Here is a 21446-nt window from a genome sequence, read left to right as displayed (position 1 = left end):
GAAATGCTATATATAGCAAATATATTTTGAGTTACAGCTTTGCAGTAGCCCAGAAGCGCTACTGCAAACCCCGAACTACAAAACTCCTTTAGAACTCGGAATCCGACTGGCGCGTCGCGGATCGATTTCTACCGCCATCCGCAGAGCTCGCGCAAATGCTTTAAACGCCGCTTCCACAATGTGATGAGAATTTCCCCCCTGCAACTGGCGAATGTGCAGTGTCATTTGAGTGTGGTTCACCACCGCCGAAAAAAACTCTTTGACTAATTCGGTATCGTAAGTGCCGATCCGCTGGTTGGGAATTTCCAAGCTGTAACTTAAGTGAGGCCGTCCCGAAAAGTCTAGCACTACTTCAATTAAAGCTTCATCCAAAGGTGCGATGAAATGCCCGAAGCGAGAAATGCCCGATCGATCGCCGACAGCTTTTGCTAGCGCTTGGCCTAAGGTAATTCCCACATCCTCGTTCGTGTGGTGGTCGTCAATCTCCAAATCACCGATCGCCTGCACGTCCAAATCGATCAATCCGTGAGAAGCAATCTGGTGCAACATATGGTCTAAAAACGGAATCCCCGTAGACGCCTTGCAAGTTCCTACACCGTCGAGATTCAGGCTGGCCGTGACATCCGTTTCCAGTGTCGTGCGTTTCACCAAGGCGGCCCTAGCTGGTTGAACTGAAGTTGCAGGAGGCACAGAAGGGCGATCTATTATCTCCATAATTCGCAAGGGGTCATTCATTAGTTATTGATAATTAGTAATTGAAGATTACAGATTGAGCAGCGCTGATTCTCAAGTGTTTAGTTAAGAGAATTATCCACAACTCAAAACTCTCGAAAGGGGCGGCTTTTGCATAAAACTTACTTGTTAAAGTTAAAGTTTATTGTCTCAACCCGCCCCTACATAACTCAAAATTCTCGACAACTGTTACATTCCCATGATTTCGTAACCGGCATCGACATACAAAACTTGACCCGTAATTCCGCTAGCGAGATTGCTGCACAGAAAAGCCGCAGCATTTCCCACTTCCTGCTGAGTCACCGTCCGCCGCAGCGGCGCCACTTCCTCAACGTGGTGGATCATGTCCAGAATACCGCCAACTGCTGACGAAGCAAGAGTCCGAATCGGGCCAGAAGAAATCGCATTTACCCGAATATTTAACGGGCCCAGTTCAGCAGCCAGATAGCGAACATTCATTTCCAAAGCCGCCTTAGCAATTCCCATCACATTATAATTAGGAACTACCCGGACGCCGCCCAAATAAGTCAGCGTCACAATACTGCCACCCTCGGCCATCAGCGGTTTAGCTGCTGCACAAAGCCGTACCAGCGAGTAAGCGCTAATATCCAAAGCATTGGAAAAACCTTGGCGCGAAGTGTTGGTGAAATCTCCCGAAAGTTCGTCCTTGCCGGCAAAAGCCAGACAGTGGATCAGGACATCTAACTTGCCCCACTTGTCGGCGATGGTTTGAAAAGTAGACTCAATTTCGCTCTCGTCTTGGACATTGCAGGGCAAATACAGACTGGGATTGAGCGGTTCCACCAGTTCAGCGACTTTGCGCTCGTGCTTGCCTTTCTCGTCCTTCAAATAAGTTATGCCGAGGTTGGCCCCAGCTTTGTGGAGCTGCTGAGCGATACCCCAGGCGATCGAGCGATTGTTGGCAATGCCCGTAACAAGAGCATTTTTTCCGGTCAAATCTATCATCTGTATTTCTTCTAGAAGCAACTAGCACCGTTCTCATTGGCTCTGTGCGACAACCCCGCCAGTTTAGACACAACTGATTCAGCTTTAACTGATTGAGACACAATTGAGACACAATTGAGACACAATTGAGACACAATTATATTAATTTTGCTGTGGAGCTACATGGGGGCGGAATTGAAAAAGTTAAGAGAAGGGCTAGATTTAATCATACAGTGCGTGTTTACCTTAACATTAGATGGAAGTAACCGAATCCTTGGATATTGGAGGTTGGGCAGTATATTTACTCAATAAGGTTAATCGGCAAGTTATAAAGTATTGATTAGTACAGAAGGATCTAGTCGTGACGCATGATAGACCGCTAGCAGCCGTGTTCCGCCAAATCAGCGGCGGGGCGTTTCCACCCATTGTGGAAACCTTTGAACGGGGCAAGACAATTTTTTTCCCTGGAGACCCGGCTGAGCGCGTCTACGTTCTCATTAGAGGTGCTGTGAAGCTCTCCAGGGTGTACGAAGCAGGGGAAGAAATTACAGTCGCCCTCCTGCGCGAAAATAGCGTATTTGGGGTGCTGTCTCTGATTACGGGACACCGATCGGACAGGTTTTACCACGCGGTAGCCTTTACGCCGGTAGAGTTGATCTCGTTGCCGATCGAACAAGTCGAGAAAGCGCTCAAGGAAGACCCGGAACTGTCGATGGTGATGCTGCGGGGACTGTCGTCTCGGATTTTGCAAACCGAGATGATGATTGAAACGCTGGCCCACCGAGATATGGGTTCGAGACTCGTCAGCTTTTTGCTGATTCTGTGCCGGGATTTTGGCGTGCCCGGTACAGAGGGGATTACGATTGATTTGAAGCTGTCCCACCAGGCGATCGCCGAAGCGATCGGCTCGACTCGGGTAACGGTGACTCGTTTGCTGGGGGATCTCAGACAAGAAACCATGATCTCGATCCACAAGAAAAAGATCACAGTCCACAACCCGGTGGCTTTAAGCCAGCAATTCACTTGATGCCGAGAAAGTATAGGATTTTGGATTTTGGATTTTAGATTCAATCCAAAATCCAAAATCCAAAATCTAAAATCGGAATGACTGCTGGATACATCCTGGTATTTGTAATGTTAGTGTTGGGGGGTGTGATCGCCACTGTCAGCGATCGCCTTGGGACGAAAGTCGGCAAGGCAAGGTTGAGCTTATTCAAGCTTCGCCCCCGCGATACTGCTGTTGTTGTGACAGTGATGGCCGGCAGCATCCTGTCAGCAATTACTCTGGCCATTTTGTTTGCTACTAGCAAGCCGCTGCGAACGGGAGTTTTTAGAATAGACGAGATTCAAAAAAGGCTCAACAACGCCCGCAGAGAAATCAACCAGGCCACTCAAGAAAAAAATCGAATTGAAACTGAATTAGCTCAAGCAAGAGCCGCTCAAGCGCAAGCTAGAGCCAATTTAGAGCAAATTAATCAATCCCTCCAAGCAGCTAATGCTGAGCAAGCTCGGACGCAAACAAAATTAAACTCGCTGCGGGCCCAGCTCAACAGCGTGCAAGCAGCCAAGTCTAAAACTGAACAGCAGTTAAGTCAGGTAGAAGCGGCTAAATCTAAGACAGAAGAACAGCTCAGCAGCGTGGAAGCAGCTAAATCCCGCACCGAAGAACAATTGAAACTGGTTGAAACGATCCGATCGACTACACAAGCTCAGCTCGATCGCACGGAGAACCAATTGAAAACAGTTTCTGCTCAAAAAACGACTTTAGGATCGGAAATCGCCCAACTCCAAGAGGAACGCCAACAGTTAATCGAGCAGCGAGAGCAGGTAAAAACTCAAATTGCCCAGCGCGATCGAGAAATTGCCAAGCGAGACGCAGAAATTGCCCAGCGGGACAAGGAAATTGCCCAGCGAGAGGGAGAAATTGTTAAGCGAGACGCAGCAATTGTCGATCGCAACGAACTAATTGCCCAACGAGACAAGGAAATTGCTCAGCGGGTGCAAAATCTCGCCGAGCGCGATCGAACTATTGTCGAGCGCGACAAAGTAATTGCCGAGAGGGAAGCACTCTTAGAAACCTTGGCACAGCAACAAGCTCAACTCGAACAGCAACAAACTGTCTTGCAGCAGCAAGTGCAAGTTTTGGAACGCGACTTTCAGGCAATCCGCGAGGGTACAGTTGCCATCAGGCGCGGTCAAATTTTAGCTGCTGGCGTGGTTCGCATTATCGAACCCGGTATGGCGAGCCGCGCGATCGATCGGCTTTTGCAAGAAGCAAATAAAACCACCGTCGGACTGATGCAGCCGGAAAATAGGAAGGTTAGAGACCAGGTTATTCAAATTACTAAAGCAGAAATCGATCAACTAATTAGTCAGGTTAAAGACGGTCAAGATTACGTGGTGCGAATTGTCGCCGGCGCTAATTACCTGCGGGAAGAAAAGGTAATTAAGGTATTTGCAGAAGCAGAAATCAATCGAGTGGTTTTCCGCGCTGGAGATGTGATTGCAGGGGTTGCTGTCGATCCGGTGACTTTGACCGACGAACAGGTGCGACAGCAGTTGCTGCAATTGATAGAAGCTTGTCAATTTCGCGCTCGCCTGATCGGTGTTGTCGGCGGTAGAGTCCAAGTTGCCGACAGTCAGATTGAAACTTTAGCTGGTTTTATCGAGCGATTGCAGCAGTACGAGAAACCGCTGGACGTTCAGGCGATCGCAGCAGATGTCACTTACATCGCCGGCCCGCTTAAAATAGATTTAGTGGCTCTTGAAAACGGAGCCGTTGTTTTCCGCACCGGACAACAACCACCGGGTCGAGGAGATTTGAAAGTTAAATAATAAATTTGGTAATTAATAATGGGTAACTGGCTATGATTGTAGGTTTCGATCCAGGTAAAGACAAATGCGGCATAGCTGTAATGGGTAGAGATAAGAAGGTCTGCTACCATCAAGTTGTGCTGTCGGAAGCAGCGATATCTACTATTCAATCTTTGTGCCAACAGTTTCCCATTGAGTTATTAGTGATGGGAGATCAAACGACTTCTAAGAGTTGGAAACAAAAACTGACGCAGAGTTTGTCGCCGGAGATCGAAATTGTTCGGGTTGACGAGAGGTTCAGCAGTTTGGAAGCCAAAGAACGCTACTGGGAAATGTACCCTCCGACGGGACTTTCTCGCTTGATTCCCCAGGGGATGCGGACTCCGCCGCGGCCGGTAGATGATATAGTGGCGATCGTCCTAATTCACAGGTATTTAAACAAAAGTTAGTCAATTTTATAAGCGTTACCACTGATTCTTTTTGATTATTAAGGAATCAATATGTTGTGGCGGATATTGAATTTTTAACTTAAATAAAATACACCCTAAATTTAGTGAATCTATCATTAAATAACAGTTAGTGTTACTTGATGACAGCTTCGGTCAAGATTACCTTACCATTCTGCCGGACTTGCAGGCGTTCGGGGTTAATCGAATAGATAATATTGCCGTTAGTCGCTTCATAAGTTCCGTCGTCACCTGTCCTTACTTGCATGACATTGATTTGGCTGCCATTTATTTTGCTGAGGCCGCGGTAAAAAATTTCGCCTTCCTGGGTTTTGCAAATGTATATAGAAAAGTTGGGCGTTGCGAAAAATTGCACCATTTGGGCTCTCGGACATCCCTCAACTTGAGCAATTTGCAGCGGTTGATTATTGCCCAAAGTGTTGGGTACGATCGCCCGAACTTTGGCAATCGGTTGATTTAGTGGAGTTGCTTTTGCTGAGGCTGTCAAAAAGCCGTGAAGCGAAGCTATCCCGAAGGGAATCGCACTAATGCCTGCTATAACTAGACCTACTCCTTTAATGCCCTTAACTCTATCTTTATAAAACATCTTGTCACTCCTGGTTTTAACTATATAATTACATCTTAAGCGATCTTTGCTGGATATTAATAATATTTAATATCAGAGGTGAAAGGTGCAGGAACACGGTACACTGTCGGTTTAAGTAAGGTGCGAGCTGTGCACCCTACACCAGTAAAAATACATAAGTATGTCAATGCGATCGAAGGAAAGCAATCTCTTGCATTTATGACATTTTTAAGATTTTATGACTTGTTCGCGCCGATCTGAGAAACCGGGTTTCTTGATATATTTCTCGTTACTAAACCTTTGATTTTCGTAGAAACCGGGTTTCTCGCCTCCAATGCGATCGCGAACTGACTCAGTTACAGCGTAATGTTTATTTGCGCTTAGCTATTTAGTGAAGAATAAAAAGGGAAACAGAAGATACATTTTTTCTCCCATTTCCCATTTTTTAAATAACCGTCCTCCTGACTGCGAACCTGGTAATTAATTAACTGCTGCCAACTGTTTGTCTTTGATTTCCACAGGCGCGGTTAATGCCTCTTCCAATTCCGCACAGCCGAGTTTTTCCTCCAAAATAGCCATCACTTCGCGGCCGAAATCATTGGAATTACGCTGCCAAGCTTCCAAACAAATTTGCCCGAAAAACGAACCCAAAGGCTCGGGATTCCACAGCAACTTGCGCGCTGTCCAAGGCATCAAACTCATGGGATCGTAACCAGGTTGCAGAATCTCCTGTTTAAAGGCGTATTCTTCCAAAATTGTGTGCGGCTGCAGCCCGATAAAGAAAATAGCTGGTTCCACTTTATCGGCTCCGAAAATTCGCTCTAATTCTCGGTGATAAGCAATAGTTTGCCGGATGGTGTCAAAGGTTTCGTCAATGACGTTAAACGAGTAATTAACTGAAACCACATCGTTGTAACCTGCTGCTTTTAAATCGCGGCAATTTTCCAAAACTACTCGCAAGTTGTAGCCCATCCGCATTTTCCGAACCAGTTCCTGGGAACCGCTGGTGATGCCGATTTCAAAGTAATTCATCCCCGTTTTTACCATCAAATCGCACAATTCTGGTGTGAGATTGTCCGCACGGATGTAAGCGGCCCAGTGTATGTCGTCCATGCCGGCGGCGATGATTTTTTGCAATAATTCAACTGCATCGTCGATGAATTTGCGTGCTGGGATAAATTGAGCGTCGGTAAACCAGAAATTGCGGATACCTCGATCGTACAATTGCCGAATCTCCGCCACCACCTCATCCGCCGGATTGATCCGCACTTGTTTCCCTTCAATCACCGTATAAATGCAGTAACAGCAATTATGAGGACAGCCGCGCTTGGTTTGGACTCCCACGTAGAAGTCCATATCCTGTAGATAATAGGAAAATTCCGGCCAAATGGTTTCGATGTAGTTATAATCGCAAGCAGTTTTCTCGATGTTGGCTGGTTTTTCGTGAATTAGCTTCGCGCGCGGCACGGTTTCTCCCACCACATAACATCTTTCCTCGGCCAAATCTTCGCCCTTAATCAACTTCTCCAGCAAAGCTTCCCCTTCCCCCACCGAAACCACAGTTCCCGCCGGCAAACTGCGGCCCAACTGCTCGTAAAACACGCTCACAGCACCGCCTCCGACCACTGCACGAGCTTCGGGGCGGTATTTCCGGGCCCGCTTTAATCCGCGCTTAATCAGTCCCAAATTGCGCCAGAGTTCGGTGTAGTAAGACGCTGCTAAACGCAGTCCTCCGAGTGCTCCCCGGAACTTGATCAGCGGATTTTTGGCGTAGTAAAACTCGAAGGCATTTTGCAGCGGGTTGCCGCCCCTGCCGCCCACGGGCGCGTAAATTTGAATGTCCCGCCAAGAGAAAACCAGCAGAGTCGGCTTAAACTCGTCTATGCTGGCATCTAAAGCTTTAGCGAAATCCAGGGGGGGTACGGCACCTAAATCAAAAATGCGCTGTTCGACATCGGGAAACAGCTTGTGTACGTGATCCGAAAGATACACAACTCCGATCGGGAAAATAGGATTGCAAGGGAGGCGAACGTACAGGACTCGGTTTTCTCGGTTTTCCATGATTGCCATATCCTAAAGTGGAACTTTTTCAGCTATGTTAATATTCTTTTAATATAACTTTACAATCTGTCTAATTTTCGCAATTTGACATTAAATATTCTTAAATTTTTCTATTGGGATTAAGGCCGAGCTTGTTGGTGTCGATCGGCGACAGCAGTAGAAAAAAGCTAATTTTTAAGTCAATACAGCGTATTTTGACAGAAAATCCCAGCGTGGAGTTAAAAACCAGATATTTATCCGGTTAAATTTTAAGTTAGGTACGATCGGTCTCTAATCTGTGAGGGAGTTGGTAGTCGGCTTTACAGTAGGCTGGGATCGCCTAGTGTTAGCCTGAGAAGATAACTAAAACTTTTAGGCAAGGCTCCCTCAGCAGTTATGGCTCAAATTCTTGACCCCGTACCCTCAGACGCCGACAGCAAGATTCTGTGCTGCTACGTCAACGCCACCAGTCAAATTCAGATTGCTCGCATCGCCAACATTCCTAACTGGTACTTTGAACGAGTGGTGTTTCCCGGACAGCGCTTAGTGTTTGAAGCGATGCCGGCGGCAGCATTGGAAATTCACACCGGGATGATGGCCAGTGCAATTTTGTCGGATAAAATTCCTTGCGATCGCTTGCAGATTAACGAAGGCCCCTATTCAAACGTCAATCCTAGCAGATCGCCAGAGGCAGTTCAGGGCGATCGAGCAGTAATGGTCGGCCGCCCCAAATCCCGAGAAATCTCAGAACCTTTGACTGTCCCGGCACTAACCGCCGTCGATTAATCGCAGTTGTGAGTTTTGAGTTATAAATTGTCAGTTAATTGATAACTCCGCGCTCAAAATTCCAACTTCTGCAAAGCGGTAAAAACTCAACAGTTAAGAATCAAAGTTTCTGAAATGAATTTTAGATCAAGACTCACAACTGCAAATATTGTCCGGTTTTTCGTATTTCCCTGAGTTTTGTTAGCGGGCCCGAAAGCTGTGCAAAAATATCATTAAACAGCTTCTCGAATTTCATCCATGTCAGTAGAACCGATCGCCTCTTCCCCATCTTCTGCCCCAGTATTTGAGCCGGCGATATTCCGGCTTTCTCCCCTGATTAGAATCACGCTGTTGAGCTTGTACGCAGCCCTGACAATTCCATTGCCGTTTTTGTCGGAAGTAACTAAAGCACCCGTTCCCCCCGCCGCACTCTGGGCAGCAATTGTTGTCGGGGCTGTGGGCCTGTACGGCGTGCTCAGTGAAAGGGTAATTTTGAGCGAGGAAGGGATTGAAGTCACGTATCCCAAATGGTTTCCGCGTTTTTTTCGCAAGGGTTGGTCGCTACCTTGGACTGAGGTGAAAGCTCTCAAACCTCGATCGACCGGTCAAGGAGGTTTAGTTTACTATTTTTTGAGTCATTCGGGAGAAGGTTATTTGCTGCCAATGCGAGTGGCTGGGTTTGCTAAATTAGTCGGTTTGGTGGAAGCAAAAACAGGCATTGATACTAGAGATGTTCGCCCTTTGTCGCAGCCTTGGATGTATCTTATTTTGCTAGGATGTACGATGCTGTTGCTGTTGGTAGATGCGTGGACTATTGTCACGGCGATCGGGCTTAAAGGCAATCTGTAATATTATGTCCGGTAGAATAACCGTTATAAAGTTGGTACTGAGGACTTCAGTCCTCATAAAGCTTGCTCGGACTGAAGTCCTCACTAAGCTGTACTACATTTAGTTTTTATCTTTGGGGCGGGCTAGAAGCAACGGCTCACAAAAGTTGCCATCAAAATAAGTATATAGATTAAACGTGTGACAACTTACAAACCTCTTTGATTGTGTTATGTTCAGCGGCTACGCTCAGCTAAAAAACATTTAGTTAGTTTGCATTTTTAAAACTATTAAATTTATTGTGGGGTGGGCATCTTGCCCGCCCCCAATATGCAGGTTAAATGTAAAACATCTTATTATCAAACACGCGCAAAAAAGAAAAACCCGGCTTCTTTAAGAAAGCGGGTTTTTACGTATTCTATTGTTTATTTAAGCTACTTAACTTCAGCCGATCGCCGACTGTGAGGTGATTCGTAGTAAACTCCAGAACCTGTATCCGAGACAAAATGACAATCCCAGTAAGAGCGAATAAAGCTCTTCCAAATTGGCTCGGTTGACTTGCGATAATAATCGCCCAACACTGGCTTGATGGCTTCCGTTGCTTCCTTCAAGTGATAGTGCGGCATTGTCGAGAAAATGTGGTGGGCTACGTGGGTGCCGATATCGTGATGGATGGAATTAATGATTCCGTAGTCGCGATCGATCGTAGACAATGCACCTTTCAAGAAAGACCAATCTTTACCCCGATACCAAGGAATATCGGCTTCTGTGTGGTGCAGGAATGTTACCAAATCCAGCCACATCACGAACACTACATAGGGAACCAAGTAGAACTTGAGTAAAAACAGCCAACCAAACTGATAGGTTAGGGCGCCTAAAAAGGCTACCATCAGTACCAAGGATGCGGAACTCGTCAACACATCCCATTTTTCGGACGGACGGAAAATCGAGCTACCGGGCATGAAGTGAGAACCTTCCCGATCGGGCGATCGCCGAAATAGATAAATTGGATAGGCAAATAACATCAAATAAAAGCGTCCCAGCTTTTCGTACCAAGGCATTTGATTGTATTTGCTCTCCGATACCGGATACCAGCTTTCATCGTTATCTAAGCTGCCTGTATTTGCGTGGTGGGTTCTGTGACTAATCCGCCAACCGTGGAAGGGCACGAGAATTGGAGCGTGGGAGAGGTGTCCGATCAGGTTGTTGAGCCATTTGCTCTTAGAAAATGAACCATGTCCGCAGTCGTGGCCCACTACAAACAATGCCCAAAACATGGTTCCCTGCATCAACCAAAAGATTGGGTAAAACAGCCAGGAATCGACGGTGTAGGCGATCGCATACAAACCTGCGATGATGCCAATATCTAAAAAGAAATAAGCCAGAGATTTCCATGCCGAGGGTTCAAAACAATGGGCTGGAATGGCTGCCTTGATATCTTGAAGAGTAAAGGGTAACTCTGTTGTACAAGAGGACGAGTCTTGATTGCTCGGGGGATTGAGAACAGTATTTGATTGCACGAAGTTTCCGATTTAAGCTGACTTGAGAAACCGCATTCCGCCTTGTAACAGTCAATCGATTTTAGATTTTAGATTTTAGATTTTAGATTCACTCCACAGATGAATCTGGGGGCTTAACTAAGATCTAAATTTTTTGGCTCTCCCGGACAGGAGTCGGGGGGTTGTATCCCTATGCAGGTGAGGTCACTGCTTCAAACTGCAAGGAGCCATATTTTTACTCTGCAAGGGTTCCTAAAGTTCTTTAGTTCGCATGAACAGCCCGTCCGCGATTCTCAAGCAAGTTGGCTTGTGGAATACTTGTGTGGGAAAAATTAGTGCGATCGACCCTGTTATCTGAAAAAATCTCATGTGCCCGTTGTTGGTGCGAAATGCGACTTCCATCTGAGAGTGGACATCTGGAGGAACTACCTCCAGTCTGCAGGTAGCATACAGCGTTTCGAGCAGCAATTGTGAACGAGAGTGTAGGAAAAAACCATCGATTTTAGATTGGCGATTTTAGATTGAAGGACAGATCTCAAATCTCAAATCTGCAATCTCCAATCTAAAATCCCAGTGTTGGGTTTCACACAAGTTCTACCCAACCGACTGTTCACTACTGTTCACAAATTCTGCAAGAACTGCTAAAGCTAAGTTAATGTAACATTTCTACACACATTCTGGCAATGACTTACCAGAAAAACTTGAAAATCCATAAATTGGGGAAAGTGACGGGCGATCGCTTTCTCGCTTTTTGATTTTCTAGGTTCCAGCTTTTTCTAATATGAGCTTAGACCGTTTTACCACTTCTGGAACGTCGATCGGATAATCACCGGTGAAACACGCCGAACAAAAACTCATCGGGTCTTCGTTAGTCGCCCTCAGCATTCCATCCCAACTCAAGAAAGCCAAAGAATCTACCCCAATTTGGGCGCCGATTTCTGCGACTGACTTAGTAGCAGCAATCAACTGATCTTGATTGTCGGTGTCGATACCGTAGAAACAAGGATGAGTCACCGGCGGCGAGGATATTCTCATGTGAACTGCGGTCGCGCCAGCATCCCGCAAGGCTTTGACGATTTTGCGGCTGGTAGTACCGCGCACGATCGAATCGTCGATAATAATTACCCGCTTTCCTTCCAACACATCTTTGAGAGGGTTGAGTTTCATGCGGATTCCTGACTCCCGCATTGTCTGAGTCGGTTGAATAAAAGTGCGCCCGACGTAGCGGTTTTTAATTAATCCTTCGGCGTAAGGAATGCCGGAAGCTTGAGAAAAGCCGATCGCCGCCGGGATTCCAGAATCGGGAACGCCGATGACTATATCCGCATCAGCCGGAGATTCTGCTGCCAACAAACGCCCGATCCGCAGCCGGTAGCTGTACAAACTTTCACCTTCCATCTGGCTGTCGGGTCGAGCAAAATAGATCATTTCAAAGATACAAAGTTTGCGCTTCTGCTGCTGACTCCAGTGGAAGGAAGCCATACCTTCCTCTGTAATCCAAACTAATTCCCCCGGTTCTACGTCGCGCAAAAATTCAGCACCGATAATATCCAAGCCACAAGTTTCCGATGCTAAAACGTATCGTACCGGAGTTGTGGGGAGGATGCCAATTACCAGCGGGCGGACGCCGTGGGGGTCGCGGACTCCCATCACGCCTTGGGGGGTGGCGATCGTCAAACTAAAGGCTCCTTGGCACATACCAAAGGCACTGATCGCTGCTTCCAGCCAGTCTTTGCCCTTGTCTACCTCGGAACCGATCGCCACTGCGATCGCCTCTGAATCCGTAGTGCTGACAAATTCGCACTTCCGAGACAGCAATTCTTCGCGCAATTCTTTGGTATTGACAAGATTCCCGTTATGTGCTAAAGCAAGACTTCCCAAACGGGTTTGGACGACAACAGGTTGAGCGTTGACAACCCGCGACGAGCCGGTAGTAGAGTAGCGAGTGTGGCCTACGGCTAAGTTACCCGGCAAGTGACCTAAACTCGATTCGTTAAAGACTTGGGAAACCAGTCCCATATCTTTGTGAAGGTGGACTTTTTCACCTTCAAAGGTGGCAATTCCTGCTGATTCCTGACCGCGGTGCTGCAAAGCATACAAACCGAAGTAGGTCAACTTGGCGACATCTTCACCCGGTGCGTAGATACCGAAAACGCCACAAGCTTCCTCGGGCTTGTCGGGTTTGTTAGAATGCTCGTCAGCCGCGAAGGAATGGTTGGGAATCATAGATGGGTGGGTTCCTAATGGGGAAGGTGGGTTAGGGGGACAGTTTCAGCGGGAAATCTTGTTTGCGAAAGCGTCGCATAACTTAACATTCCCTTAATCTTGCCACGGATCTGTCATTATTTCCAAGTCGTGTAGCATTTCAGACAGAAGCGATGCGGCGTTTAATGGCATTGTAGTATCGATCGCCCCCTGATCCTATATTAACCTTGATTAATTGTGGGCGGTCGGGCGATCGATGGGGCGCGATCGATGGGGCGCGCTCGGGCGCTCGATTAGGCGATTAAAAGAGATTGTTGGCGAATATCGCGGAGGGTGTTACCCCTCACATCTGGAATGCAGCATTTGGGTTCGCTATTGGTAGTTAATAGCTATATGGTTAATTAAATACTTACTCTCGCTCCACTATTTTTAGGGGTGAGGGGTGAAACCATTTTTTAAGGCACCAACAGTCTATTGAAATCGCTTAAGAGTCAAACTCTCGTCCCAGCAGAGGGGGACTAAGAAATAGGCGATAGTGTAATGGAAAATCAATTATAAAATTGCTTCACTGGCTTTTTGAAATATTAGAATTTAAGCGCGATCGAGCTTGACTTATTCATAAAATTGATCTACTATATCATCATGGGAATCTGTGCGACCATGTAAAGTCTATTTTGGCGCGGCCAGTTATGGCAATAGCACGGAGCAGATAAGTTTTTCAGTTTAATTTGTAGGGTGCGTCGCTGTGAAATTGTCGATCGAACTTGCAGATTGTTTCAGGCGACGCACGTTACTAATTTGTGGTGCGTCGCTGTGAAATTGTCGATCGAACTTGCAGATTGTTTCGGGCGACGCACCCTACGGCTTCAACCCGCGCACCACCCGGAAACTAGGACGAGGAAGAAAGCGAAGCTACCACCACGCGAAAACCCCTGTACCCCCACCTCAGATCCGCCGAGGCGTAGTTACGATTGGCACTACGGCAATCGACCGCATCGTTGTCCCAGGAACCACCACGCCGCACTCGGTTATTATTTGTGCCCGTTTCCCAAGAACTTCCGTCAGTCGGTGCACCATTGTAGTTATCATGCCATTTATCGCTACACCATTCCCAAACATTCCCGTGCATATCATACAAACCAAACGGATTCGGCGGAAAACTCCCCACATCCGTTGTTTGTTTGCGGTAAAGTCCCTTCGGCGCAGAACCGTAGGGATTATTGCCATCATAATTAACTAAATCCGGGGTAATTGTCTCGCCAAAATAGAAAGGCATTGTTGTTCCGGCGCGACAAGCATATTCCCATTCGGATTCCGCAGGTAAACGATAAGTCTTTCCTGTTTTTTGAGAAAGTTTCCGGCAAAATTCCACAGCAGCATTCCAGGTAACTTGTTCTACAGGGAGTTGTTTGCTTTTCAAAAAACCTTTGAAATGAGAAGGGTTATTCCCCATCACCGCTTGATATTGTGCTTGAGTAACTGGATATTTACCCATAAAAAAAGGAGAGATATTAACGGTACGCTGCGGCTCTTCACTGTCAGAGCGCCCTACTTCCGTATGGGGGGAACCCATCACGAAACGGCCGCCAAAAATTGCTACCATGTCTAAGATTGCACCGCTACCTAAATTTTCCCTGAAAAATTGTGCTTGACGCTGTTGGCGGTTAGTTATATTACCCCGCGCATCAACTGTCACCACTTCAAAGTCTATTTTTTGTAAATTTATGCTATTTTTGGGCGTTGACTGACTTTGAAAATCTATTAAAACTTCCTCTGCTGATTGATAGCGCTGCTGGATATCTTTTGCCAACAACTTAGATAAAATCAATTCCAATCCCTTGTCTATGGGACTTTTCAAATGTTGCTGCCAATTTGCAGTCCAGCTATAACCGTGTTCCGTCCACAAACCATAAGGATGTACCCCCGTCAGTAGATGAAAAGCCGTCACCCCCAAGCTAAACAAATCGCTTGCTGCATAAGCTTCACCCCCTTGCATTTGTTCAAGCGGTGCATAACCATGCGAACCAATTTGCGTTCCCTGTCGCGATATCACTGTTCCCGACAACTGTTTGGAAACTCCGAAATCAATCAGCATTAACAAACCGTCGCTGCGACGGCGCATAATATTCTCAGGCTTGATATCTCGATGAATAATTTTTTGTTCGTGAATAAACTTGAGAACAGGTAGAAGTTCGAGTAAGAGTTGCTTAACTTGGTTTTCTTGCCAAATTCCCTGATTTTGCAAAAGCGTCAACAAATTATCCCCATCAACAAACTGTTGTACGAGATACAAATAGTTGCCTTCTTCAAAGTAGGCATCAAGGGATGGAATTTGGGGATGTTGTCCTAGCTGTTGCAGTTGTCTGGCTTCTTGCTGAAATAATTCTCTCGCTTTGCTACTCTCCCAAGTCCCCTGGAAATTTGGTGCTAATTGTTTAACGACACAGCGTTGATTTAGTTTGTCAATATCTTCTGCTAGATAGGTTCTGCCGAAGCCGCCTTTACCGAGGAATCCTATCATGCGGTAACGGTTTCGCAGGATGGGGACGAGTTCCAAGCCGCAACTGATGCAATATCTTTGTCCGTCAGGGTTGTCAGGCTTTTCGCAGTTGGGATTGATACAGCAAATCATTTGTTTTAGGAATGATATTGTTTATATTGTATAGATTAATTGGGTGATTGACACGGCGGTTGATTGGGGAATTGACACAGAAATTCAACCCGGCGATAGAAATAGCCGGGTTAATCCCAATCTTAACCCGCGAAGGCGGGCTTCGTCTGTGTAGACGCGGTTTCAACCGCCGGGTTTTTTAATCCCAATCAAACAGATGCAATCCGACGCTCGATCGCATTATAGAACCGATCGCTCATATCACCCATCGCCACCTCAATTAACACTTGATTGTCAGCACTCACAACCCGCAAAGGTGATTCAGCACAGCAAACTAAACCTATTTTCTGCCACATTTTGGTCAAATGTTCTTGCAGGTAAGACTCCCAAATTTCTTGATTTTTCGGTGCCACTGAAACTACAATGCAGTTGCCCATTTCACCAAACAAAATTTCATCCCAGCGACCGACATTTGCCGAATTGAAACTGAGATGGATTTCGGCACCCATTTTAGCAGAGATACAGCATTCCGCGAGGGCGATCGCAATTCCACCTTCCGCACAATCATGGGCAGAACCTACCCAACCTTGCCGAATTCCATCGCGACAAACCGATTGCACTTTTCTTTCCAACTCAAAATCTATCCTTGGCGGTTTCCCAGCTACAATTCCGTGAATTGCCGCTAAATATTCCGAACATCCCAAAGTAGGAGAAGTTTCGATTTTTGAGCTTTCAGATGGAAGTTCTGAGTTTTGGGATGATTCCCCCATTCCCAGCACATAAATTAAATCACCTTTCTTTAGCCAAGCTTGGCCAGAAATCTTGGTCAAATCGGGGATTAACCCCACCATTCCGATTACCGGAGTCGGATAAATTGGTTGAGGATTTCCCTCGGCATCAACAGTTTCATTGTAAAGAGAAACATTGCCGCCAGTCACAGGCGTTCCCAACTCCCGACAAGCATCAGCAATCCCGCGACAAGCTGACGCTAACTGCCAATATCCGATAGGCTTTTCAGGACTGCCAAAATTCAAATTATCCGTAACTGCGAGAGGTTCAGCACCTACACAGCTTAAGTTTCTCGCTGCTTCCGCTACGACTGCTTTTGCACCTTCATAAGGATCGAGATAAACATAACGAGAATTGCAATCAACCGTTGCAGCAACTCCGGGAATAATCCCCAGGGGCGCTTCCTCCTTGCTAAGGGGGGGAGAAACTTTTGGAGTTTCCCTACCTTGTGCCTTTGTAAATAGAGGAATTACTTCTTCTTCCTGTTTGCTTTCGGAAGCTAGAGAAACAGCATTTTCTCTCAGTAGATCCCCCTTAGCAAGGGGGTGTACTTCTAGCCCTTTAGCAAGGGAAGATTGGCAAGGTTCTAGCGGACGCAATCTGACAACCGCAGCATCAGCACCTCCCGGTAAAACCACAGTATTGTTTTGCACTTGATGGTCGTATTGGCGATAAACCCAGCGTTTAGAAGCGATGGTGGGAGTATCTAAAAGCGTCAGCAAAATCTGATTCCAAGTTTGGAAAGTGCCGTTAATTTCGATACCTTTAACTGTGGATTGTGGCAGCGAATCCGCCGTCCATTCCCATGCTTTTTTAGCATATTCTGGCGGCTCTGTCAACAGTTCTCGGTGATAAATTGGCGTGTTATCTGCCAAAGCAGTCGCGGTAATTTCGGCAGCGATTTCGCCTTTAAAGAGAATTCGGACGAGCGGCTCTTCGATCACTGTACCCGCGACTACCGCGTGCAATCCCCAGCGATGGAAAATATCGATTAATTCCTGTTCGCGTCCTTTTTGGGCAACAAACAACATCCGTTCTTGGGATTCCGAAAGCAGGTATTCGTAGGGAACCATACCGCTTTCTCGCACGGGAACTTTGTCTAAATCGAACTCAATGCCGACGCCGCCTTTGGCTGCCATTTCTGATGTGGAACAGGTGATTCCCGCCGCGCCCATGTCTTGGGCGGCGACGACTGCACCGGTTTTGAATGCTTCTAAACAAGCTTCAATTAAGGATTTTTCTAAAAATGGATCTCCTACTTGGACTGCGGGGCGATCGTCCATTGATTTGTCTGTCAATTCTGCACTGGCAAAACTTGCTCCTCCCATGCCATCTCGCCCGGTAGTTGAACCGACATAAAGCACGGGATTGCCGATTCCCGATGCCCCGGATTTAACGATTTCTTGAGTTTCCATTAAACCCAAGGCCATGACGTTAACTAATGGGTTGCCGGAATAAGCAGGATCGAAGTAAACTTCGCCGCCAACTGTGGGTACTCCGATGCAATTTCCATAATGAGAAATTCCCGATACTACGCCTTTGAACAATCTCTGAGTTTTAGCATCGTCTAAGTTGCCGAAACGCAGGGAATTTAAAAGTGCGATCGGGCGTGCACCCATTGTGAAGATATCGCGGAGAATCCCGCCGACACCGGTTGCTGCACCTTGGAAAGGTTCGACTGCTGACGGGTGGTTGTGGGATTCAATTTTGAAGGCGAGTTGCAAGCCGTCTCCCAAGTCTACGACGCCGGCATTTTCTCCGGGCCCGACGAGAATTCGATCGCCCTCTGTGGGAAACTGTTTTAATAGCGGCCGCGAATTTTTGTAACAGCAGTGTTCGCTCCACATAACGCCGAACATTCCCAATTCAGCTTTATTAGGATGGCGACCTAGACGCTGAACGATTTCTTCATATTCTTCAGGTGTGAGTCTTTCACCGGCAATTTGTTCGGGGGAAAATGGAGATTCGGAGATGGGAGACATGGAAAGTCGTTATAAACCACAGGCTTTATTCTAAATGCCCTGTGCTTGGTTAATCTAAAATCTACAATCTAAAATCTAAAATCCCAGGCGCAATGGGTTTGTTAATCTAAAATCTATAATCTAAAATCTAAAATCTAAAATCTAAAATCGAATGACTCAACCTCGAAATCTCAATTTTGCTAACCAAAACTTGCGGAACCGTTCTTTTAAAGGCCTTGACTTGTCAGGGGCGAATTTCAGCGGTTGCGACATTCGAGGCTGCAATTTCACCGGGGCGATTTTGAGGGGGGCAAATTTTCAGGGTGTCAGAACCGGACAAAGCCGCAGGCGGGTGAGAAATTTGATTGCTAGGGCTGGGGTAACAGCGGTGACAGTGACGGCGGCTGGGGCTTTGACTGGACTGATTGCCGGGGCGGATGCGGGGGCTGTGGCGGTGGCTGGAACGGCTGCGACGGCGATTGCTGCGACTCGGTGCGAGGCTGGGATTGTGGCGGGGGCTGTGGCTGGGGCTGCGGCCGCGATCGGGGCTAGCGGTATTGTGACATTTTTGGGCGGGGATACTATCCGGGGAATTGTCTTATTTTTGGTTTCTGGGGTAATTCTTGGGTTAACGGCGATCGGCTTTTTTATCGCTGTTGAACAAATAGAAAAATTGTCGATAACGTCGTTTAGAAAAGCTGATTTAACTGATGCTGTATTCGATCCCGGGGCGGTTCTAGATGCAGATTTTTCCGATGCGCGAGGAGTGCGGTGGTAGACTGCACAATTACTGATTTTTTACCCATTCCCGGAATTCTCGCACTGCTGCGGTTGCCCCTGTAGTTTGACAGCGATCGATAAATTCGTCAACTTTTGCAGTCGGTAGCATCTCACATCTTGCACCATTCTCCAGAACACGCTTTCCGGCCTGTTCCACAACAAGTGCATTTTCTTGTGGGGTGGCCATCCTGCCCGCCCATAGAAGGCTTATCGAGAATGGTGCAAGATGTGAGTAGCATCGGGAAAGCCAGGGAAATTTTCACTCGGCATATTCGCCATTTTGTAATTGATAAAACTCGCTCCTTCGTCCGTCGTACCGCCAAATTTATGGCACGCCTAAATCTGCATATAAATCTAATTGATTTAAGGAAATGCTGATAATATCAATTAACTGCCAACTGATATTGAGGAGTAAAACTCGCTGTTCGGGAGGCGTTGATATTGTTAGCATTTTACTTAGGTTTTAAAGCTTGAGTATATTTTAGTTTATCTTTTTCTTTTGCGAACCGCACAAAAAGTATCTGCAGACCGCTAGGGTCATGCGCTACTCTAGTTAATAATAGACTGTGGTCATTAGTCCTTGTTGTATGAAGCTGCGATCGTTCTTTTCTTTCCTCATTGCTGGCGTTTTGGCGCTCTTAGGCTTCAGTGCCGGCGGTTTTTACTGGCTGACAACTCAAACTCCCCTGAATTTGCTCGCTGGCGGGCCGACAACTACTCCGGCTGCGGCTGTGTTTGTCTCGAAACAAACACCTTTGTTAGCATCAATGCTTGTAAATCCCGATCGCCTCGAAGCATTGCGACAAGTTTTTGCCACTCCCGAAGAAAGAAGTCGATCGCACGCAGAATTTGAGCAAATCAAAAAAAGTTTCCTCGCCAATACAGGTCTGGATTACAGTCGAGATATCCAACCTTGGATAGGTGACGAAATTACTCTCGCCGTCACAACGCCCGATTTGGATGGCGACAGCAGCAACGGCAAAGAAAGTGGGTTTTTGCTAGCCGTTTCTTCCCAAAATATCGATCGCAGCCAACAATTTCTCGACTCCTACTGGCGAAAACAATCTCGGGCAGATAAAACAGTGCAGTCAGAACTCTATAAAGGCATCCAACTAACTTACAAAAAATCGCTTACAGCTAACAAAAAATCCGCTACAATTTCGCATTTCAACCAGTTTTCCCTGCCGAACTCAACTTTGCCGCGTAGCTTCGCAACAGCGGCCATCGGCGGCAGTTCAAATTCTGGAAATAACCCCAGTTTTGTTTTATTTGCCAACAGTCCGAATGTGCTTCGAGATGCAATTAATAACGTTGAAGCAGCAACTCTAAATCTCAATAATAGCCCGGAATATCAAAAAGCTTTGCAGCAGCTAACTCAAGGCAGAATTGCTTTAGCATTTGTCAATCTCCCGCAGTCAGCAACCGAGCAAAATCCCCAAGTTTCTCTTAATTCTCTCGCAGTTGCTGTCGGAGTCAACCGACGGGGATTGCTGGCTCAAACTGCTTTAGTGACATCGCGAGAAAACACAGCTTCTCCCACACTCTCCGAACCTGTGCAAGCCTTGCAGTACATTCCCTCAGCCAGTCCTTTCGCCGTCGCCAGCACCGATTTAAAGAATTTTTGGGCTGATTTGTCATCTGCGGTGTCAGCTAACCCTGAAGCCTCAAAATTAGTCGATCGCACTCTCGCAGATATTCAGCAACTTTGGGGCGTCAACCTGCCGCAGGATATATTTGACTGGGTACAAGGAGAATACGCCTTAGCAGTGCTTCCGAATTCGTCAAATAGTGCTGACTGGATTTTCGCCGCCGAAAAATCTGCTGATTCCCAAAAGGCGATCGACAAACTCGATGAAATTGCCCGCAGCAAAGAATACAGCATCGGCAGCTTCAGTCTGAGAAACCAGAAAATTACCGCTTGGACGCAGTTGACAACAAGTCCAAATTATGGTAAAGAAAATAATAGAAAAAGTGCGCTCGAAACTGAGGCAAAAGGAGTCCGAGCCACCGTCGGCAAATACGAAATTTTCACCACCTCAGTAGAAGCAATGGACGCAGCACTAGAAGCAGCAGAAACAGGCTCTTTAGTTGCCAATCAAGATTTTCAAACCAGCATTGAACCCCTGCCACCATCTAACGACGGCTATTTTTATTTAGACTGGCCCTCCAGCAGGGCAATTTGGGAAAAACAAATCCCGCTGTTGAGGTTAATTGAACTTTCGGCAAGACCATTGTTCGACCACTTGCGATCGCTCACCGTCACCAGTACGGGAGAGATCGCAGGAATTCGCAAAGCTACAATATTTATGCGGCTCAATTAGTCAGAAGGAAGTTCTGTAACGGATGTAACGGATGTAACGGATGTCAGGAAGAAGGAAGAAGGAAGTTCGGCAACGGATTCTGTAACGGATGTAACGGATGTCAGGAAGAAGGAAGAAGGAAGAAGGA

Annotated in this window: 17 protein-coding genes; 7 read left to right on the top strand and 10 right to left on the bottom strand. The window is 46.7% G+C overall.

The features are described from left to right. Positions 1–75: 75 nt before the first annotated feature. Positions 76–714: an imidazoleglycerol-phosphate dehydratase HisB gene (gene hisB, locus QUA47_RS16855; protein WP_190657741.1), complete on the bottom strand. Its 639-nt coding sequence runs from the start codon at positions 712–714 to the stop codon at positions 76–78. Positions 715–921: 207 nt separating this feature from the next. Continuing rightward, a complete protein-coding gene (fabI, locus tag QUA47_RS16850; RefSeq protein WP_006634022.1) occupies positions 922–1698 on the bottom strand; it encodes an enoyl-ACP reductase FabI in 777 nt (258 codons plus the stop codon). Between the two features lie 340 nt (positions 1699–2038). On the opposite strand from fabI, the gene ntcA reads away from it, so the two are divergent. From ntcA to QUA47_RS16835, 3 genes are all read left to right on the top strand, one after another. Next, entirely contained in the window at positions 2039–2704 is a 666-nt protein-coding gene (gene ntcA, locus QUA47_RS16845) for a global nitrogen regulator NtcA (RefSeq protein ID WP_006634020.1), read from the top strand. Between the two features lie 77 nt (positions 2705–2781). After that, positions 2782–4512: a DUF3084 domain-containing protein gene (locus QUA47_RS16840; RefSeq protein ID WP_333431591.1), complete on the top strand. Its 1731-nt coding sequence runs from the start codon at positions 2782–2784 to the stop codon at positions 4510–4512. Between the two features lie 32 nt (positions 4513–4544). After that, positions 4545–4940, top strand: coding sequence for a pre-16S rRNA-processing nuclease YqgF (locus QUA47_RS16835; RefSeq protein WP_333431590.1), 396 nt, complete (start codon positions 4545–4547; stop codon positions 4938–4940). Between the two features lie 133 nt (positions 4941–5073). Here the strand turns inward: QUA47_RS16835 and QUA47_RS16830 are convergent, their stop codons facing one another. Together QUA47_RS16830 and QUA47_RS16825 are read right to left on the bottom strand one after the other, a co-directional pair. Then, positions 5074–5544: a hypothetical protein gene (locus tag QUA47_RS16830; RefSeq protein WP_333431589.1), complete on the bottom strand. Its 471-nt coding sequence runs from the start codon at positions 5542–5544 to the stop codon at positions 5074–5076. A gap of 459 nt (positions 5545–6003) precedes the next feature. Continuing rightward, positions 6004–7584, bottom strand: coding sequence for a photosystem II high light acclimation radical SAM protein (locus QUA47_RS16825; protein ID WP_333431588.1), 1581 nt, complete (start codon positions 7582–7584; stop codon positions 6004–6006). Positions 7585–7959: 375 nt separating this feature from the next. Here QUA47_RS16825 and QUA47_RS16820 point away from each other — a divergent pair, with 375 nt between their 5' ends. Together QUA47_RS16820 and QUA47_RS16815 are read left to right on the top strand one after the other, a co-directional pair. Next, positions 7960–8349: a DUF1830 domain-containing protein gene (locus tag QUA47_RS16820; protein WP_006634015.1), complete on the top strand. Its 390-nt coding sequence runs from the start codon at positions 7960–7962 to the stop codon at positions 8347–8349. 237 nt (positions 8350–8586) lie between these two features. Then, complete coding sequence (locus QUA47_RS16815; protein ID WP_333431587.1) at positions 8587–9177, top strand: hypothetical protein; 591 nt, start codon at positions 8587–8589, stop codon at positions 9175–9177. Between the two features lie 410 nt (positions 9178–9587). Here QUA47_RS16815 and QUA47_RS16810 read toward each other — a convergent pair whose 3' ends face one another. From QUA47_RS16810 to purL, 4 genes are all read right to left on the bottom strand, one after another. After that, complete coding sequence (locus QUA47_RS16810; RefSeq protein ID WP_333431586.1) at positions 9588–10673, bottom strand: DUF3474 domain-containing protein; 1086 nt, start codon at positions 10671–10673, stop codon at positions 9588–9590. Between the two features lie 738 nt (positions 10674–11411). Next, positions 11412–12878, bottom strand: coding sequence for an amidophosphoribosyltransferase (gene purF / locus QUA47_RS16805; RefSeq protein ID WP_333431585.1), 1467 nt, complete (start codon positions 12876–12878; stop codon positions 11412–11414). Positions 12879–13746: 868 nt separating this feature from the next. Beyond that, positions 13747–15489, bottom strand: coding sequence for a bifunctional serine/threonine-protein kinase/formylglycine-generating enzyme family protein (locus QUA47_RS16800; protein WP_333431584.1), 1743 nt, complete (start codon positions 15487–15489; stop codon positions 13747–13749). A 188-nt stretch (positions 15490–15677) separates the two neighbouring features. Then, positions 15678–18239, bottom strand: coding sequence for a phosphoribosylformylglycinamidine synthase subunit PurL (purL, locus tag QUA47_RS16795; RefSeq protein ID WP_333431583.1), 2562 nt, complete (start codon positions 18237–18239; stop codon positions 15678–15680). A gap of 151 nt (positions 18240–18390) precedes the next feature. Here purL and QUA47_RS16790 point away from each other — a divergent pair, with 151 nt between their 5' ends. Then, on the top strand, positions 18391–18996 hold the full coding sequence (locus tag QUA47_RS16790) for a pentapeptide repeat-containing protein (RefSeq protein ID WP_333431582.1): 606 nt from the start codon (positions 18391–18393) through the stop codon (positions 18994–18996). Positions 18997–19005: 9 nt separating this feature from the next. On the opposite strand, the gene QUA47_RS16785 is transcribed toward QUA47_RS16790, so the two are convergent. Continuing rightward, positions 19006–19185, bottom strand: a complete 180-nt coding sequence (locus QUA47_RS16785) for a hypothetical protein (protein WP_333431581.1) — start codon at positions 19183–19185, stop codon at positions 19006–19008. 138 nt (positions 19186–19323) lie between these two features. After that, entirely contained in the window at positions 19324–19449 is a 126-nt protein-coding gene (locus tag QUA47_RS16780) for a hypothetical protein (RefSeq protein WP_333285895.1), read from the bottom strand. A 136-nt stretch (positions 19450–19585) separates the two neighbouring features. On the opposite strand from QUA47_RS16780, the gene QUA47_RS16775 reads away from it, so the two are divergent. Further along, positions 19586–21319 carry a DUF3352 domain-containing protein gene (locus QUA47_RS16775; RefSeq protein WP_333431580.1) on the top strand — a complete coding sequence of 578 codons (1734 nt, stop codon included), beginning with the start codon at positions 19586–19588 and terminating at the stop codon, positions 21317–21319. Positions 21320–21446: the final 127 nt, after the last annotated feature.

This window comes from Microcoleus sp. MON2_D5 (genome assembly GCF_036701905.1).
Lineage (GTDB): Bacteria > Cyanobacteriota > Cyanobacteriia > Cyanobacteriales > Microcoleaceae > Microcoleus.
The sequence above is the reverse complement of the archived record's forward strand: the minus strand, read 5'-3'. Positions and strand labels throughout refer to the sequence as shown.

Bases quoted from the DNA above. Each gene is read 5' to 3' on its own strand.
- QUA47_RS16800 (WP_333431584.1), bottom strand. From the start codon at position 15,489: ATGATTTGCTGTATCAATCCCAACTGCGAAAAGCCTGACAACCCTGAC.
- QUA47_RS16830 (WP_333431589.1), bottom strand. From the start codon at position 5,544: ATGTTTTATAAAGATAGAGTTAAGGGCATTAAAGGAGTAGGTCTAGTT.
- hisB (WP_190657741.1), bottom strand. From the start codon at position 714: ATGGAGATAATAGATCGCCCTTCTGTGCCTCCTGCAACTTCAGTTCAA.
- QUA47_RS16825 (WP_333431588.1), bottom strand. From the start codon at position 7,584: ATGGAAAACCGAGAAAACCGAGTCCTGTACGTTCGCCTCCCTTGCAAT.
- QUA47_RS16835 (WP_333431590.1), top strand. From the start codon at position 4,545: ATGATTGTAGGTTTCGATCCAGGTAAAGACAAATGCGGCATAGCTGTA.
- QUA47_RS16785 (WP_333431581.1), bottom strand. From the start codon at position 19,185: ATGGCCACCCCACAAGAAAATGCACTTGTTGTGGAACAGGCCGGAAAG.
- QUA47_RS16775 (WP_333431580.1), top strand. From the start codon at position 19,586: ATGAAGCTGCGATCGTTCTTTTCTTTCCTCATTGCTGGCGTTTTGGCG.
- QUA47_RS16820 (WP_006634015.1), top strand. From the start codon at position 7,960: ATGGCTCAAATTCTTGACCCCGTACCCTCAGACGCCGACAGCAAGATT.
- purF (WP_333431585.1), bottom strand. From the start codon at position 12,878: ATGATTCCCAACCATTCCTTCGCGGCTGACGAGCATTCTAACAAACCC.
- QUA47_RS16815 (WP_333431587.1), top strand. From the start codon at position 8,587: ATGTCAGTAGAACCGATCGCCTCTTCCCCATCTTCTGCCCCAGTATTT.
- QUA47_RS16840 (WP_333431591.1), top strand. From the start codon at position 2,782: ATGACTGCTGGATACATCCTGGTATTTGTAATGTTAGTGTTGGGGGGT.
- purL (WP_333431583.1), bottom strand. From the start codon at position 18,239: ATGTCTCCCATCTCCGAATCTCCATTTTCCCCCGAACAAATTGCCGGT.
- QUA47_RS16790 (WP_333431582.1), top strand. From the start codon at position 18,391: ATGACTCAACCTCGAAATCTCAATTTTGCTAACCAAAACTTGCGGAAC.
- fabI (WP_006634022.1), bottom strand. From the start codon at position 1,698: ATGATAGATTTGACCGGAAAAAATGCTCTTGTTACGGGCATTGCCAAC.
- QUA47_RS16780 (WP_333285895.1), bottom strand. From the start codon at position 19,449: ATGCTAACAATATCAACGCCTCCCGAACAGCGAGTTTTACTCCTCAAT.